15 protein-coding genes are annotated in these 16,201 nt (G+C 53.5%); 14 read left to right on the top strand and 1 reads right to left on the bottom strand.

From position 1 onward, the window contains the following. The first annotated feature begins 11 nt into the window (after positions 1 to 11). From rpoE to acpS, 12 genes are all read left to right on the top strand, one after another. Entirely contained in the window at positions 12 to 611 is a 600-nt protein-coding gene (gene rpoE / locus HP566_RS01365; RefSeq protein WP_249975461.1) for an RNA polymerase sigma factor RpoE, read from the top strand. Between the two features lie 301 nt (positions 612 to 912). Further along, positions 913 to 1,641 (top strand): sigma-E factor negative regulatory protein, encoded by a 729-nt coding sequence (locus tag HP566_RS01360; RefSeq protein WP_249975460.1) that lies wholly within the window; start codon positions 913 to 915, stop codon positions 1,639 to 1,641. A 60-nt stretch (positions 1,642 to 1,701) separates the two neighbouring features. Further along, on the top strand, positions 1,702 to 2,661 hold the full coding sequence (locus HP566_RS01355) for a MucB/RseB C-terminal domain-containing protein (RefSeq protein WP_249975481.1): 960 nt from the start codon (positions 1,702 to 1,704) through the stop codon (positions 2,659 to 2,661). A gap of 21 nt (positions 2,662 to 2,682) precedes the next feature. After that, positions 2,683 to 3,132, top strand: a complete 450-nt coding sequence (locus HP566_RS01350; RefSeq protein ID WP_249975459.1) for a SoxR reducing system RseC family protein — start codon at positions 2,683 to 2,685, stop codon at positions 3,130 to 3,132. Between the two features lie 66 nt (positions 3,133 to 3,198). Beyond that, a complete protein-coding gene (locus HP566_RS01345) occupies positions 3,199 to 4,605 on the top strand; it encodes a DegQ family serine endoprotease (protein ID WP_249975458.1) in 1,407 nt (468 codons plus the stop codon). 193 nt (positions 4,606 to 4,798) lie between these two features. Further along, positions 4,799 to 6,616, top strand: a complete 1,818-nt coding sequence (gene lepA / locus HP566_RS01340; RefSeq protein ID WP_249975457.1) for a translation elongation factor 4 — start codon at positions 4,799 to 4,801, stop codon at positions 6,614 to 6,616. 15 nt (positions 6,617 to 6,631) lie between these two features. Continuing rightward, positions 6,632 to 7,435, top strand: coding sequence for a signal peptidase I (lepB, locus tag HP566_RS01335; protein ID WP_249975456.1), 804 nt, complete (start codon positions 6,632 to 6,634; stop codon positions 7,433 to 7,435). 64 nt (positions 7,436 to 7,499) lie between these two features. Beyond that, on the top strand, positions 7,500 to 8,192 hold the full coding sequence (gene rnc, locus HP566_RS01330) for a ribonuclease III (protein ID WP_249975455.1): 693 nt from the start codon (positions 7,500 to 7,502) through the stop codon (positions 8,190 to 8,192). After that, positions 8,189 to 9,088: a GTPase Era gene (era, locus tag HP566_RS01325; RefSeq protein ID WP_249975454.1), complete on the top strand. Its 900-nt coding sequence runs from the start codon at positions 8,189 to 8,191 to the stop codon at positions 9,086 to 9,088. The genes rnc and era overlap by 4 nt, the downstream gene beginning before the upstream one ends. Before the next feature lie 8 nt (positions 9,089 to 9,096). After that, a complete protein-coding gene (recO, locus tag HP566_RS01320; protein WP_249975453.1) occupies positions 9,097 to 9,789 on the top strand; it encodes a DNA repair protein RecO in 693 nt (230 codons plus the stop codon). Between the two features lie 35 nt (positions 9,790 to 9,824). Next, on the top strand, positions 9,825 to 10,652 hold the full coding sequence (gene pdxJ, locus HP566_RS01315) for a pyridoxine 5'-phosphate synthase (protein WP_249975452.1): 828 nt from the start codon (positions 9,825 to 9,827) through the stop codon (positions 10,650 to 10,652). A gap of 3 nt (positions 10,653 to 10,655) precedes the next feature. Further along, positions 10,656 to 11,039: a holo-ACP synthase gene (gene acpS, locus HP566_RS01310; RefSeq protein ID WP_249975451.1), complete on the top strand. Its 384-nt coding sequence runs from the start codon at positions 10,656 to 10,658 to the stop codon at positions 11,037 to 11,039. Here the strand turns inward: acpS and HP566_RS01305 are convergent. Further along, positions 11,036 to 13,735 (bottom strand): ATP-binding protein, encoded by a 2,700-nt coding sequence (locus HP566_RS01305; protein WP_249975450.1) that lies wholly within the window; start codon positions 13,733 to 13,735, stop codon positions 11,036 to 11,038. The genes acpS and HP566_RS01305 overlap by 4 nt on opposite strands. A 93-nt stretch (positions 13,736 to 13,828) precedes the next feature. Here HP566_RS01305 and cysM point away from each other — a divergent pair, with 93 nt between their 5' ends. Both cysM and rlmD read left to right on the top strand, forming a co-directional pair. Beyond that, positions 13,829 to 14,725 (top strand): cysteine synthase CysM, encoded by an 897-nt coding sequence (cysM, locus tag HP566_RS01300; RefSeq protein ID WP_249975449.1) that lies wholly within the window; start codon positions 13,829 to 13,831, stop codon positions 14,723 to 14,725. After that, the gene (gene rlmD, locus HP566_RS01295) at positions 14,726 to 16,162 is read left to right on the top strand and encodes a 23S rRNA (uracil(1939)-C(5))-methyltransferase RlmD (protein ID WP_249975448.1); all 1,437 of its coding nucleotides are present in this window, start codon (positions 14,726 to 14,728) and stop codon (positions 16,160 to 16,162) included. Positions 16,163 to 16,201: the final 39 nt, after the last annotated feature.

Genomic DNA, 16,201 nt, shown 5'->3' with positions numbered 1-16,201 from the left:
GGAGCGTGTGAATGGGCACTCGTGAAACAGACCAACAGCTTGTTGAACGTGCCCAGAAAGGCGACACACGCGCTTTTGATCTGCTGGTAAAAAAATACCAACACAAAATTATTGGTTTGATTGGGCGTTATGTACATGATCACTCAGAGGTGCAGGATGTAGCGCAGGAAGCATTTATTAAAGCGTATCGGGCGCTGGGTAAATTCCGTGCCGAAAGTGCGTTTTACACCTGGATGTACCGTATTGCGATTAACACCGCTAAAAACCACCTTGTCTCCAGGGGGCGTCGTCCTCCAGGCAGTGATTTGGATATTGTCGATGCAGAAATTCTCGATCAGAGTGGACGCTTGGCGGATGCAGAGTCGCCGGAAGCGGCTATCGCACGGGATCAATTGGAAGCGGCGGTCTTTGAGGCAATTGAAAAGTTACCTGATGATCTACGTACCGCTATTACACTGAGGGAACTTGATGGGCTGGCGTATGAGGATATTGCCCAGGTGATGCAGTGTCCGGTTGGTACCGTACGCTCACGGATTTTTCGCGCTCGTGAGGCCGTTGATGAACATATCCGGCCTTTGGTAACGACTGCACGGAACAGTCGAGACGCGTAGTGGTCGATAGTAAGAGTTGTTTTAATTGTCAGTCACAATAAATTACGTTTTTACTTTTTTTGTGAACTGTCTGGCAAGAGAGACGTCATACAGCCTGACTAGCTTAAATGAAATCGAGGCATTACCAAGTGCAGCAGATGCCTACGGCAAGATACTGGAAACCTAACCTGCTGTTGTCGTAGATACACTGCTGGTGATAATTCGAAAATAGAGTCTTGGCCTGTGGAACTGCTGTGGTGACACGCACTTATTCGCAGTGTTACTACAGGACTTCTTCAAACACAGTGTGAGGGTGTGAAGTATGAGTCAAAACACACGGGAATCGCTTTCGGCACTAATGGATGGCGAAAGTGATGAGCTGGAATTGCGCCGGGTGTTGAAGTCGCTGCCGGAAGATGCTGATGCGGCAGCGACATGGCGGCGCTACCACCTGGCGCGCAGCATGATGCAGCGCGAGCGTGAGGTGGACGTGAGTGTTGATCTCTCGGCAGGCATTATGGCGCGATTGCGTGATGAGCCTGTTCCATCGTTACACGTTGAGCAACCTGCTGCGTCCACTCGAACAGGCGGTATTTCCTTTGCGCGAGGTGCAGGTGTTGCCGCAGCTGTGTCACTTATGGTGATCACTGGGGTGCAGTTCTTCGGGGGCAACGGAGGTGGTGTTGGTCAGGGGCAAGGCGCAGGCGACCTGGTAGAGGCACCTTCTGGTGGTGCGCAGGTGCAGCCGGTTAATCTGGCGGCTTCCATGACGCCTTCTGATATGCCAATGTTTGAGCCCACGCCATTTCGTATCAATAGTGGTCAGGCAGGTAACCGTGGCCTGATGAATGTGAGTGAAGCAGGCTTTGTATCGCCCTCCGAACCCCCGAGTGTAATGGCTCAACAGGGAACCTCCATCGATATTGACCAGATTCGCCTGCTGCAGTCCTACCTGGAGCAGCATGCCCAGGGGGCTGCGAATGGCAATGGTGATAGTTGGATGCCACTTATGCGCTCATCCTCGGTAGTGGAACCGCTGGGGCAGCGTTAATGCTAGAGCCTGGGAACCCGCTGGTTCCCATATCGCTTAGGTGAGGGTCGTGTGACAGGTATGACAGTTCCCTGGGGAAGAGCGTTTGTGTTTGGCATTAGTCTGCTGGGGGCAAACCTGATTACCCTACCTGTAGAAGCAAGTAGTGACAGCGATGCCAGTGCCTCTGATAGCACATGTTCAGATATAGTGGCTCAAAGCGCACCTGATAATGCGCAGCAGTGGCTGGTGCGTAGCATGTATGCAAGCCACTGTTATACGTTTCAGGCAAGAGCTGTATCGATTGATGCGTTAGGGGTTCGCACTCTGGCGCTTTCCCATCGTATTCGGGACGGTATTCGCCAGCAGGTGGTTCAGCACCTGGATGGGCCCTCTATAAGCGTGGAACGGCGCTCTCCCGTAGGCCGGTTGACATGGTTTGAGTCCAGCTCGGATACATCACCCTCAGCACCAGATGCCTGGGCCAGACACATTGCTACCTATTACGATGTCAGCCTGGAACACGAAGAGCGTGTCGCTGGCCGCACAGCTGTTAAAATAAGCTTTTCTCCTAATGACCTCCAACGCTACCAGCATGCATGGTGGATTGATGAGGAGACTGGCCTGTTACTTAAGCATATGTTAAGCGATACCCAGGGGCGAGTGCTTGAAACCTTTCAAATGACGACGCTCCAATCCCCCGAGCCTTATGGCGGTGCGGTCGTTAGTGATCTGCCCATCGACATCACCGATGTTGAGTGGCAGGTGGCGTGGCTTCCGGAAGGGTTTATCGATCAACCTATTGAGCCGGTGGTGTCAGAAATCGAGCAGCGTTTTTTCAGTGACGGTCTGGCGGCAGTGAGTGTTTTTGCGACCCCTGTTGGGGATAGTGCGCTTGATGCCGGAGTTCATCAAATTGGTGTATCCACGGTTGCGGTTGAGTTTCAAACACTGGGCGAACAGCGTTGGCAAGTGGTAGGTATTGGTGAGCTTCCCCCGGCTCAACTGCTGCGCATTGTGCAATCTGTCGAGTTCGAGTAAGAGCCAACCTGGGAATAGCCCATGAAAGACTCATCCTGTCGTTCTCTTATACGCACTGGCACGGTGGCAGGTTATGTGCAGGACGGTATTAGTGTTGATGTATCCACTATGGAAACGTGCCGGCAGTGTGCAGAGGGGCGCGGGTGTGGCCTGGGGTTGGTGGCACGGCGTCAACGCCAGCACATTGTACTCAAACCGGATTGCTCATCTGATCAATATCAAATCCGTTACCCGTTAGGGGAGCCGGTTACATTTATGCTAGCAAAAAATGGCCTTACTTCTGTGGCGCTGTTGGTATATGCGCTACCGCTGATGTTTGCATTGCTTCTCTCAGGAGGGGCTGCATGGTTGGGTGTCAAGGAGTGGTTCAGTGCCGCTATTTTTTTTGGGGCATTGATCAGTAGTGTTGTTGCCCTTAGATATAGGTTGCGCGGGAGGACGGAACGTTTCCGCCCGCGCTTGGTCAGTTAGTGGTCCTGCAGCTTGCTGTGAGCTGCATTTCCTTCGTTCAGTATCTGCTTGACTAGGAGCTGTTGCATGAAGCGCTCGGTTCTCCCTTCCACGTTGTGGTTATGCATTGTTGCGCTATTGATGATGGGCCAAAGTGCCTTTGCGCAAAACCTGCCAGATTTCACTGAATTGGTAGAAGATGCCGCCCCCGGTGTGGTGAATATCTCGACCAGTCGAACGGTACAGCGTAGTAGTGGTTCTGCCGGGCAGTTCGGTGGTCAGGACATTCCTGAGATATTTCGTCATTTCTTTGGCGACAGCTTTCCTATGCCGCCCGGCGGCGGCCAGGGGCGCAGTGAAGAACGACAATCCCTTGGTTCGGGTTTTGTCATCAGCGCCGATGGCTATGTGCTGACAAATGCGCATGTTGTGCAAGACGCTGATGAGATACTGGTACGCTTGAATGATCGCCGTGAGCTGCCTGCCGAACTGATAGGCAGTGATACGCAGACGGATATAGCGCTGCTCAAAATCGATGCCAATGACCTGCCGGTGCTGAATTTAGGCAATTCAGACGAATTGAAAGTAGGCGAGTGGGTGGCTGCGATTGGTTCTCCGTTTGGTTTTGATCACTCTGTGACCGCAGGCATTGTCAGCGCGATTAACCGTACGCTTCCCCGTGATGCTTACGTACCCTTTATTCAAACCGATGTTGCCATTAACCCAGGGAATTCAGGTGGTCCACTGTTTAACCTTCAGGGTGAAGTGGTAGGCATCAACTCACAAATTTTCACCCGTAGTGGCGGCTTTATGGGGCTTTCATTTGCTATCCCTATTAATGTCGCTATGGGCGTGGCTGATCAACTGCGGGAAGAGGGGCATGTGAACCGTGGCTGGCTTGGAGTGATGATTCAGCCGGTTTCCCGGGATCTGGCCGAATCTTTCGGCATGAGTGAGGCTATTGGCGCCTTGGTTGCCGACCTGGATCCTGAGGGGCCAGCAGCCCAGGGTGGCCTTCAAGCGGGTGATGTGATTGTAGAAGTTAATGGTGAAGAAGTGGATCGCTCAAGTACGTTGCCACGCTTGATTGGTCGCGTTGCTCCGGGAAGTGAAGTGGAGCTCACGCTAATGCGTGATGGTGAGCAGGTATCAGAAACCGTCGAGCTTGGTAGCTGGCCTGATGCAGAAGGGGCCAGTGCTTCTGGAAGCAATAATCAGGTGCGCCTTGGTGTGGCAGTCGCCGAAATTGATGAGGCAACCCGTGAGCGCCTGAATATCAGCGGTGGTGTTGAAGTTCGTCAGGTGGAACCGGAGAGCGTAGCGGCTCAGGCAGGCCTACGTCCTGGTGATGTACTGGTGAGCATTGATCACCGTAGTGTTTCGTCTGCTGACGAACTGATGCGGATTGTTGAGGAACTGCCCAGTGATCGCGCTATACCACTGCGTTTATACCGTGATGGCCGTTCACTTTTTGTGGCGTTACGCCTGGAGTAATTCAATTGTCACTTCCCCAGTCCGGCGGTTCTCGCCGGACTGCTGTTCCTATCCTGCGCATATCGCTACAATAGCGGCTATCTTTTGACGAAAATTGGCAATGCGGTCCTACAACAGCGTGCTTTTTAAGCCTGATAGCTTGAAGGGACGGTTGATCAAGCCCCTTGCGTACCAATAAGGCAGAACACACTCGATGTCCCATGACGTTTCCAGCGGAAAACTCAAGCATATTCGAAATTTCTCTATCATCGCTCACATCGACCACGGAAAATCGACACTCTCTGACCGCTTGATTCAGACCTGTGGCGGTTTGACTGAGCGTGAGCTGAAGGAGCAGGTGCTCGACTCCATGGATATTGAGCGGGAGCGTGGCATTACCATTAAGGCTCAGTCGGTAACGCTGGATTATACGGCGGCGGATGGAAATCTTTATCAGCTCAATTTTATTGATACGCCGGGGCACGTGGATTTCTCTTACGAAGTATCACGCTCGCTCTATGCCTGTGAAGGCGCTCTGCTGGTCGTGGATGCCGCCCAGGGGGTAGAGGCACAGTCTGTGGCGAACTGCTATACCGCCATTGAGCAGGGACTGGAAGTGCTGCCGGTACTTAATAAAATTGATTTGCCCCAGGCAGATCCAGACCGTGTTGCCCAGGAAGTTGAGGAGATTATTGGCCTGGATGCCACGGATGCATGTCAGGTATCAGCGAAAAGCGGGATCGGTATTGATGCACTGCTTGAGCGACTGGTGCGTGATATCCCACCCCCCAAGGGTGACCCTGGTGCGCCTTTGCAGGCGCTGATTATAGACTCCTGGTTTGATAACTATTTAGGCGTTGTTTCCCTGGTGCGCTTATTTGATGGCACCTTGCGAAAAGGCGATAAAATTCGTATCAAGTCGACAGGCCGTGATTGGAATGCCACTGAAGTAGGCATTTTTACCCCACTGCGCAAAGAGACCAATATTCTACGTGCAGGTGAAGTGGGCTTTATTGTGGCGGGGATTAAAGAGATTCATGGCGCGCCGGTGGGTGATACCATCACGCATACCAAAACCCCTGATGTGCCACGTCTGCCCGGCTTCCAGAAAGTGAAACCCCAGGTATACGCCGGTATGTTCCCGGTGAGCGCCGATGATTATGAAGATTTCCGTGATGCGCTGGAGAAACTTGCCCTTAACGATGCCTCTCTAGAGTACGAACCGGAAAACTCGGATGCGCTGGGCTTTGGTTTCCGTGTTGGTTTTCTTGGCACACTGCACATGGAAATCATACAAGAGCGTCTCGAACGTGAGTATGATCTGGATCTGCTGACCACTGCACCGACGGTGGTCTACGAACTGGCCATGAAAAATGGCGATATCCAATACGTATCCAACCCATCCAAACTGCCGGATATGGCCGATGTGGAGCAAATGCGTGAACCCATTGTGCGGGCCAGTATCCTGGTGCCGCAGGAGTATGTGGGTAACGTCATTGCCGAGTGTGAGCAGCGGCGCGGAACGCAACTGGATATGCAGTTCCTGGGAAATCAAATTCAGCTAACCTATGAACTGCCGATGTCGGAAGTGGTCATGGACTTCTTCGACCGCTTAAAATCCATTTCACGTGGCTATGCCTCGCTGGAATATAATTTTGAGCGCTTTGAGGCTGCCAAGTTGGTACGTCTGGATGTATTGATTAACGGTGATAAGGTGGATGCTTTGGCGGTAATTATTCACCGTGATCATGCCCATAACCGTGGTCGCCTGTTGGTTGAGAAAATGAAAGAACTGATTCCGCGTCAGATGTTTGATGTGGCGATTCAGGCTGCGATAGGTGGACAGGTCGTAGCACGCTCAACAGTAAAAGCACTACGCAAGAACGTTACCGCAAAGTGTTATGGCGGTGATGTGAGCCGTAAAAAGAAACTGCTTGAGAAACAGAAAGCCGGTAAGAAACGGATGAAACAGGTGGGGCGTGTCGAAATTCCCCAGGATGCATTCCTTGCTGTGCTCAAGGTAAACGACTAGGGATACTAACCCCCCATGGATTTTTCATTATTACTGGTATTGGCGGTAGCCGTTTCCGGGGCTATCTATTTGGTAGATGTGCTCTGGCTGCGTGCTAAACGACGTGAGCGGGTAGCCACAGCAGAGGCAGCGACAACGGAAGGATTGGACGCACCCACGCGGGAAAAACTCCTAAAAGAGCCATGGCCGGTTGATTACTCACGCTCTTTTTTCCCGGTCCTGCTGGTCGTGTTAGTGGTGCGCAGCTTCATTATTGAGCCGTTTCAGATTCCCTCTGGCTCCATGAAGCCCACGCTTGAAGTGGGTGACTTTATTCTGGTGAATAAATTCGCCTACGGCTTGCGCCTACCTGTCGTGCATAACCGCTTTTTGGAGGTGGACGATCCAGAGCGGGGCGATGTCATGGTATTTCGCTTCCCTGAAGAGCCGTCGGTCAACTTTATCAAGCGCGTTGTTGGTCTTCCCGGTGACCGTGTACGTTATGAAGGCAAGCAGCTTTACATTAATGGTGAAGCAGTTTCCAAATCACTGATTGAAGAGGGGCCTGCACTTTCTCCCCAGCAGCTATTATTAGAAGAGCGGCTAGGTAGTGTAAGCCACTATATTTATAACAACCCCCGTGATCCTGGTCCGCAAATGCGTGAAGTTGTCGTTCCTGAAGGTCACTATTTCACCATGGGGGATAACCGTGACCACTCCAACGACAGCCGTTATTGGGGCTTTGTACCGGAGGAGAACATCGTTGGTCGAGCCTTTGCTGTATGGATGCATTGGGATGGCGGTCTACCAAGCTTTACCAGTGTGCGGCGTATTGAATGAAGCTGTTTATATTGCGAACCGTTAGTGTGGTCACCTTAGTTAACGTCAATGACGTAGGAGCATTGTGAGTAATTCCTTAACCGCTTTTTGCCGACGAATCGGCTATACCTTTGGCGACCATTCGCTTCTGGAACTGGCCATGACCCATCGTAGCTACGGTGGTCGTAACAATGAGCGCCTGGAATTTCTAGGTGACTCTATCGTCAACTTTATCATTGCAGAAGCGCTGTTCCAACGCTTTCCCCAGGCCAGAGAAGGCCAGCTATCCCGCTTGCGTGCACGTCTGGTGAAGGGGCAAACCCTGGCGGAGTTGGCTCGTGAGATGGAGTTTGGTGAGTGTCTTCGGCTTGGTTCTGGCGAGATGAAGAGTGGTGGGCATCGCCGCGAATCGATTTTGGCGGATGCTGTCGAAGCTGTGATGGGGGCCATCTATCTGGATGCAGGGATGGATGCTGTACGAGAGCGCGTATTAGCCTGGTATGCCGAACGTCTTGAGAATATTTCACTGCAAGATACCCAGAAAGATCCTAAAACACGCTTACAAGAGTTTTTGCAGTCGCGCCAAGCCGCGTTGCCGCGCTATGAAGTGGTCTCTGTAAAGGGGGAGGCGCATGCCCAGACCTTTACCGTGGAGTGCTATATTGAGCTGTTAAGTGAGCATACTACCGGTAAAGGCCCCAGTCGCCGCCATGCCGAGCAGCAGGCAGCTGAAGAAGCGCTTTCCCATCTTGAAAAACACCCTGGAGACAAATCATGAGCCAAACCTGCGGATTCGTGGCCATCGTTGGTCGGCCCAACGTAGGCAAGTCAACCCTCATGAATCGGATTCTAGGGCAAAAAATTTCCATCACTTCCCGCCGCCCGCAAACTACACGGCACCAGGTGATGGGGATAAAAACAGTTGATGAGACCCAGTTCATCTATGTTGATACGCCGGGCATGCATATCATGTCCAAAGATCGCAATAAGGCGATCAACCGCTTTATGAACCAAGCGGCAACCCAGGCGCTTCGTGATGTGGACTGTGTGGTATTCATTATTGACCGTACCCGCTGGACCGACGAAGACCAGGCGGTCTTAAAACGTCTGGAGCATGTGCAGGCACCGGTTATTCTGGCGGTGAACAAAGTAGACCGCCTAAACGACAAAAGTGACCTGCTGCCATGGCTGGCCGAAGTAGGTGCCCGTCGTGAGTTCGCCGCAGTAGTGCCCATTTCTGCCAAGCACGGTACCCAGGTAGAGACACTGGAAGCAGAAGTGGCAAAACACCTGCCTGAAAGCATTCACTTCTTCCCGGAGGATCAGGTCACCGATAAAAGCCTGCGCTTTATGGCGGCAGAGCTGGTACGTGAAAAAGTCATGCGCCAGTTGGGTGACGAATTGCCTTACCAGATGACCGTGGAAATCGAAGAGTTTCGCGAAACTGAGCGGGTTACCCATATAAGCGCACTGATTCTGGTTGAGCGCCAGGGCCAGAAAGTCATTCTGATTGGTGAAAATGGCGACCGTATCAAGAGTATTGGACGTGAAGCGCGTTTGGATATGGAGCGGGCGCTGGGCACCAAAGTGATGCTGAATCTCTGGGTTAAAGTGAAGCGCGGCTGGTCGGATGATGAGCGTGCGTTAAAAAGCCTGGGTTACGATCTCGATTGAGTGCTGTCATGTCGGCAGAGCCCGCTTTTTTACTGCACCGCAGGCCTTACCGTGAAACCAGTGCCCTGGTCGATCTACTCACGCTGAATCATGGCCGCATCAGGGCGGTTGCTCACGGGGGGCAGCGGCCCGGCTCAAAATCCCGCCAGCGACTTCAACCGTTTACTCCTCTGTTTGTTGCCTGGCGCGGCGAGCGGGAACTCAAACGATTGACGCTGATGGAATCCCGTGGGCAAACGGCACTGCTGGCGGGTGAAGGACTACTGTGTGGTCTTTATGCCAATGAAATTGCCACCCGACTCCTCCCACTGGAACTGAATGCCCAGGATGTATTTGCGTTTTATAGTGCCCTGTTGGGTGCCTTGACAACACCTGCCGAGCGGGCGCTCGCTCTGCGCAGGTTTGAGTGGGCACTGCTTGAAGTACTGGAAGCAACGCCTCTTTTTTGCACCCCCGATGGTGGTGCTCTGGACCCACAGCTGCGCTATCGTTTCGAGTCGTCAAGCCGGGCGTTTATTCCCGCTGAGCAAGGGATAGAAGGGCGCACGCTGCGCTACATTGAGCAGGGCGACTGGCAACCTGATGGATTAGCCAGTGCCTTAAAGGTGGTGATGCGGGCGGCGCTTGCCCCCCTTTTGGGGACAACCACTTTGCGCTCCCGAGAGCTTATGCTGGATTTGGCCCGTCGTCGGCAACGCTAAACTGGCAGGCTGATATTAATTAATGGAGACACGCTATGCACCCCCCGCGCATTCTGTTAGGCGTAAACATTGACCATATTGCGACGTTGCGCCAGGCGCGCGGTACCCGCTATCCAGACCCTGTTCAGGCAGCACTGCTGGCTGAAGAGGCTGGGGCTGATGGTATTACCGTACACTTACGCGAAGACCGTCGCCATATTCAACCCCGGGATGTCCTCCTGTTGGCTGAAGTGCTCAACACGCGGATGAACCTGGAAATGGCGGTAACGGAAGCGATGCTGGTGCTGGCAGAAGAAGTGCGCCCTGCGCACGTCTGCCTGGTGCCGGAAAAACGTGAGGAGCTGACCACAGAAGGTGGCCTGGACGTAGTGGGCAATTTTGATCAGATTGCCAGTGCCTGCCAGCGACTGAAGGCAGCGGGTTGTGATGTATCGCTGTTTATCGACCCGGTAGAAGCGCAAATTGATGCCGCCAGGCGGGCTGGCGCGCCTACTATTGAACTACATACCGGTGCCTACGCAGAAGTAAGGCCAGGCAGTGAGGCGGCTAACGCAGAGTATGGCCGCTTAAGTGCAGCTGCCATTCAGGCGGTTTCATTGGGGTTGGTCGTGAATGCGGGGCATGGGCTTCACTATCACAATGTGGAAGCTGTTGCGGCGCTTCCTGGCGTCAATGAGTTAAACATTGGTCACGCTATTATTGCCCGCGCGCTCTTTGTAGGTTTAAAAGAAGCGGTACAGGAAATGAAGCGCTTAATCATCGCAGGCCAGGAAGCAGGGTTAATGGCGGCATTAGATGCCCATGAGCATGACCACGATCATGAGCATGAGCATGAGCATCACAACGGGTGCTGCGGACATTAACCGATGATAGTGGGGATAGGCTCAGATATAGCGCGGGTTGAGCGGTTCTCACGGGCCGTTCTGCGTCATGGACCGCGCTTTGCCGCGCGTATTCTGGGCAGCGACGAGCAGGAAGTCTGGCGCCAGAAAGGCGAGCCGGTGGCTTATCTGGCAAAACGTTTTGCAGCAAAAGAGGCCTTCGTAAAAGCCCTTGGGCTTGGTCTGCGCAGTGGCATGCAGTGGACGGAGATCCAGGTGGTTAATGATGCACTCGGCAAGCCAAGCCTTCAATTAAGTGGTGAGGCGCTACGCTTATTTCAAGCCAGCGGCGCCACGGCGGTGCATGTAACGCTAAGTGATGAGGCTGATTATGCGCTGGCCTTTGTGGTACTTGAGCGGCAATGCTAACTCACGCTGTCGCGCTGCTCCCGTAGCCGCCTCATTGCTTCATACAGTTCATCAAGCAAGTCTTCTGCATGACGCAGTCTGCCGGTGCGTAAGCGCGTTTCCAGTGTTTCAACAATTAATGCCAGCTCAGGTGCTCCGCAGTAGCGGCTGGCACCATTAAGCCCATGGACGCAATCCAGTAGTGCGGTTAAATCCTGGTCGGCATAGGCCCGGCGCATCTGTTGTTCGCTTTCAGCCAGGCTGTCGATTAAGCGCTTTAACTGCTCTCTGGCCAGTGCTTCTTTACCGCCTGCCAGCCGTGTACCCAGCACAAGATCAATAGCCGGGAGTTTTCCAGGTGGGATACTAATGGGTGGATGTGACGGAGGAGCCTCAATTAATTTTTGCTCCATAGGTGCCATACCCAGGAAACGTTGTAACAGCTGCTGGAGCTGTGCTTCGTTGATGGGTTTGACCAACACATCGTCTAACCCCTCGGTCAGCCACTGCTGCCGCTCGTTGTTCAGAACATGAGCGGTGACAGCGACGATCGGGCAGCGTGCCCAGTTGTTATTGATACGGCGTAGTGCCTGGGTGGTTTGAATGCCATCCATGTCAGGCATGCGGATGTCCATTAACACCAGATCAGCTATCTGTTGGCGAGCATAGTCAAGCGCCTCCTGTCCGCTTGCAGCGAGGACAATATGTATCTGGTCGTTTTCAAGCATCGCCTGTAGCAGTTCGCGGTTGGATGCGTTGTCATCCACAATAAGAACAGTCAGTGCTGATGAGGAGGGAGTGCGGGCTAACTGGGTGTTGCTGCTGCTACCCGGCAGCGTGTGGCTGGGCTGTAACAATCGTTTAAGCGTAGTCACCAGCTGTGCGCGGGTAAAGGGTTTGCACAGCATCTCTCCGCCATTGGGTAAAGTCCATAACGGCAAATCAAAGCTGGTGGTATTGGCCAATATAAGGGTTGGGCAAGGCGTTTGCTCTATAACAGATTGCCAGTAGGTGCGGCGGTCGCCGGTAAAATCCTCATACTCCAGGCCAAGAATCAATAACTCTTCGTGGCCGCCTTCAATAAAGGTCACGGGGTTGGCTCCCCACCTCTCCAGCAGGTGCTCCAGGACGTTGCGCGTTGGTATGTGAGGTTCGTGGAGGCGTATCGTGGGGTTCGCCAGAGTCAGTTCTGGTGGCCGCTCATCGGCCAGATGTGCCAGTAGTGGCAGTGTGAAAGAGAAGGTGGCCCCTTGGCCCAGTTCGCTTTCTACGGAGATTTCTCCCCCCATACGTTGAATTAACTGGCGACAAATTGTCAGACCAAGACCGCTGCCTCCAAATTGGCGCGAGTGACTGGGTTCCGCTTGGGAAAAAGCGCTGAATAATTGTTGTTGATGCTCTTCACTTAGGCCGATACCCGTGTCGCTGACGCTGATATGCAGTACCACGTGTTGCCCTTCCAGGTTATCCAGCATCACGCGCACGATCACCTCGCCCTTGGTGGTAAACTTAAGGGCATTGCCGATGAGATTGTTGAGTACCTGATGGATACGGAGTGGATCACCGCATAGTGGGGTAGGAACATCATCGTAAACCATGGCGACCAGATGGAGCCGTTTGCGTTGTGCTTCGGGAGCGTTAAGCCCGACAATCTCATCTACCAGTGCCACGATATCCACTTCGACTTCTTCGAGGGTGAGCCGGTCGGCTTCAAGCTTTGAAAAATCGAGTACATCATTGACCAGCATTAACAGGTTATCGCATGCCCGGTGCACATGCTCCAGCCACTCCTGCTGGCGTGTATCCAGTGATGAGCGACCCAGCAAACGGCAAAAACCGACAATGCCGTTTAACGGCGTGCGTATTTCATGGCTCATATTGGCCAGGAACTCCGACTTCACTGCGTTGGCTCGCAGGGCACTGCGGTGGGCAAGATCCAGTTTGATATTTTGTTCTTCAATGGTCTCCATGGACTCTTGAAGCTCGCTGGTAGCCTGCTCAATTTGACTCTGCATATCCCGCTGGGCCTGCTGAAAGTGCTCTGCCAAACTATTAATATGCATGGCGAGCTGTTTCAGCTCGGTAGAGCGGTGGGCAGTTAAAAAGAGCCGGTAGTCACCCCGGGACAAGCGGTAAAGTGCTTGATTAGCCTCCTCAATGGGGCGGGTAGCGTAGCGGCTTATGGCAAACGCGACGAGAAACAGCAGAAGCCCCAGCAGCATACCACCCAGGCTTAAGCTGGCTATCAGCTTGTAACGCTCCAAAGTGAGCGCACGAATATCCATTTCAGCCTCCAGCCAGCCAGATTCAGCGCGGCTGATCCCGCTTGCGGAAACGGTACCGAGCGGTACTTGCAGGCGCCATGTGTCCTCTTCCATGGTCACTGATGTGCCATCGGGTGCGTGTAGGCGGGGAGGTGGGAGCATGGAGTGGCCTAACACCAGTAACCGGTTTCCCTGCTCATCAAAAAGTGTCACTGCCCGTAAGCTTCTGTGTTCCAGAAGCTGCCTTGCAATCGTTTCCAGGCGTGGTAAATCGCCATCAGACATCGCTTCCCCCAGGTTTGGGGCCAGCAGTTCTCCAGCGCTTACCAAGCGTTCTTTTAGTGCTTCACGTCCGGTTACGTCGCTTTGCAATACCAATAAGATGGCCATCACGGCATAGACGAGCAGTGGAAAACCAAGTAAGGCAAACAGCAGGCGAGTGTTTAAAGACATGAGAGAAGCTCGTTGATTCAATGAGGTTGCCTGTCCAGCAAAAGGCAGCACCGATATAATGCAGCATAACGGTTACGATAAGGAACGTACGAGATGAATTATCCCACGTTAGAAGATGTGGTCGGCAATACGCCACTAGTGCGCTTAAAGCGGATCACCGCAGGTCGCAACAATACACTGCTTGCCAAGCTGGAAGGTAACAATCCTGCGGGATCGGTCAAGGATCGCCCGGCTCTCTCCATGTTGAACGAGGCTGAAGCCCGTGGCGAAATTACGCCTGGAGATACACTCATCGAAGCCACATCAGGCAATACGGGGATTGCCCTGGCGATGGTTGCTGCCATTAAAGGCTACAAGATGGTACTGGTAATGCCGGAAAATGCCTCTGCCGAGCGGAAACAGGCCATGGCGGCATATGGCGCCACGCTTATTTCCGCCAGTAAAGAGGGGGGAATGGAAGAAGCCCGGGATATTGCTGATGCCATGATTGCCAGAGGCGAAGGCAAGCCATTAAACCAGTTTGCCAACCCGGATAACCCCTTGGCGCACTACCGGACAACCGGGCCTGAAATATGGCGGCAAACTGGTGGTGAAGTGACCCATTTCGTGAGTTCGATGGGCACGACAGGTACCATTATGGGCGTTTCCCGCTATCTTAAAGAGCAAAACGAGGCCATCCGGATAGTGGGTTTGCAGCCTGCTGACGGTGCCAGTATTCCCGGTATCCGCCGTTGGCCACAAGAGTACTTGCCCGCCATTTTTGAAGCGCCCAGGGTGGACGTTACCCTCGATATAGAGCAGCAGGAAGCAGAGGAACATATGCGTCGTTTAGCCAGAGAAGAGGGCATTCTGGCTGGTGTATCCTCTGGTGGTAGCCTGGCAGGTGCACTGCGCATTGCTGAGCAGACCGAGAATGCGGTCATTGTATTTATTGTGTGCGACCGCGGTGATCGCTATCTCTCCACAGGCTTATTTGCCCCGGAGGTATAGATGGCTATGTTGGGTAAGCGGCGGCCACCCCGCCCAGCATCCGGACACTCTGGACTGGCCCGTATCCCTGGTGGGAAAGCGCCTGTTCAGGGGGATGCTGCGGCGCCGCTTGTGATTGAACGCTTAGCCCATGATGGTCGGGGAGTGAGCCATGATGCGATGGGTAAAACCGTATTTGTGGATCAGGCTCTGCCCGGCGAGCGCGTTGAGGTAGGTGTGCATGTGACACGCAAGCGTTTTGATGAGGCTCATATCAAAACGCGGCTGTCTTCCTCTGCTCTACGGGTCACACCGCCCTGTGCACATTTCGCTCAGTGTGGGGGCTGTAACCTTCAGCACCTGGAAATCAATGCCCAGCGTTCCCATAAGCGTGATGTGGTGACAGCGTTAATGGCTCGGCAGGGCATTGAGCTGGGAGCCATCACCGCTCTAAATGGTAGCCAGGAAAACTATCGGCGCCGCGCACGGTTGGGTGTTAAGGTCGATGGTCAAGGTAAAGTGATGCTGGGGTTTCGCGCGCCCCACTCTCATCGTCTGGTGGATATTACCCAGTGCCATGTATTGGTGCCTGAGTTACAGGCGTTAATAATGCCGTTACGCCAGTTGTTAACCGCACTGGAAGCTCCACGCTTGGTGGGCCATATTGAACTTTTGGCCACCACTGATACAACCGTGGTGCTAGTGCGTCAGCTTAAGCATCACGCCCAGGACAGCGCTCGCTGGCAAGCCTTTGCTGAAGCGCAGCAGGTAGCACTGGGGGCGTGGTTAGGGCGTGAGACACCTGCATTGCACTGGTTCAGTGCAGCACCTCAGCTGTATGAGACGCTTGAGCTGAAGGCTTTGGGCATTGGGCAGGCTATTTTTTCAGCAGGCACTAATGCGAAAGCGACCTTAACATTACAGTTTTCACCCGGTGATTTTTTGCAGGTCAATGGTGAGGTCAATCAAAAGATGGTGGCCCAGGTGGTGGCATGGCTAACACCCGAGCCAGGACAGCAGTTACTGGATTTGTTTGCGGGTATAGGCAATTTCAGCCTACCACTGGCAGCTGCCGGTACCCATGTACATGCGGTGGAAGGAAACCCGGCAATGGTTGAGCGCATAATTGCCAATGCCAGCCACAACCATCTGGATGTAAGCGCCCAGCAGGCAGATTTGAGTAATACAGAAACCGTGTATGCATTGTTACAGGAGCGATCGCCGTTGGATGCGCTGGTACTCGACCCGCCGCGCAGCGGCGCGGAAGCCATTTGTCAGGCAATTGGCCGCTATAAAATACCCAGAGTGGTCTATATTTCCTGCGACCCGGCAACCCTTGCTCGAGATGCGGCACACCTTATGCATGCAGGTTACCGCGTCAAGCAGGTAGCAGTGGCAGATATGTTCCTGCACACTGCCCACATGGAAACGCTGATGCTGTTCGAACACGGGGGCTAGTTGGCCCATTGCATCAAGCCTCGGTGGCGACTAAGTGGA

Origin of the sequence: Vreelandella olivaria (assembly GCF_023507745.1) — a bacterium.
Classification (GTDB): Bacteria; Pseudomonadota; Gammaproteobacteria; order Pseudomonadales; family Halomonadaceae; genus Vreelandella; species Vreelandella olivaria_A.
This window is presented reverse-complemented; position numbering and strand designations above follow the sequence as displayed.

Coding starts and splice junctions, on each gene's coding strand:
- rpoE (WP_249975461.1), top strand. CDS start 12: ATGGGCACTCGTGAAACAGACCAACAGCTTGTTGAACGTGCCCAGAAA.
- HP566_RS01360 (WP_249975460.1), top strand. CDS start 913: ATGAGTCAAAACACACGGGAATCGCTTTCGGCACTAATGGATGGCGAA.
- HP566_RS01355 (WP_249975481.1), top strand. CDS start 1,702: ATGACAGTTCCCTGGGGAAGAGCGTTTGTGTTTGGCATTAGTCTGCTG.
- HP566_RS01350 (WP_249975459.1), top strand. CDS start 2,683: ATGAAAGACTCATCCTGTCGTTCTCTTATACGCACTGGCACGGTGGCA.
- HP566_RS01345 (WP_249975458.1), top strand. CDS start 3,199: ATGAAGCGCTCGGTTCTCCCTTCCACGTTGTGGTTATGCATTGTTGCG.
- lepA (WP_249975457.1), top strand. CDS start 4,799: ATGTCCCATGACGTTTCCAGCGGAAAACTCAAGCATATTCGAAATTTC.
- lepB (WP_249975456.1), top strand. CDS start 6,632: ATGGATTTTTCATTATTACTGGTATTGGCGGTAGCCGTTTCCGGGGCT.
- era (WP_249975454.1), top strand. CDS start 8,189: ATGAGCCAAACCTGCGGATTCGTGGCCATCGTTGGTCGGCCCAACGTA.
- recO (WP_249975453.1), top strand. CDS start 9,097: ATGTCGGCAGAGCCCGCTTTTTTACTGCACCGCAGGCCTTACCGTGAA.
- pdxJ (WP_249975452.1), top strand. CDS start 9,825: ATGCACCCCCCGCGCATTCTGTTAGGCGTAAACATTGACCATATTGCG.
- acpS (WP_249975451.1), top strand. CDS start 10,656: ATGATAGTGGGGATAGGCTCAGATATAGCGCGGGTTGAGCGGTTCTCA.
- HP566_RS01305 (WP_249975450.1), bottom strand. CDS start 13,735: ATGTCTTTAAACACTCGCCTGCTGTTTGCCTTACTTGGTTTTCCACTG.
- cysM (WP_249975449.1), top strand. CDS start 13,829: ATGAATTATCCCACGTTAGAAGATGTGGTCGGCAATACGCCACTAGTG.
- rlmD (WP_249975448.1), top strand. CDS start 14,726: ATGGCTATGTTGGGTAAGCGGCGGCCACCCCGCCCAGCATCCGGACAC.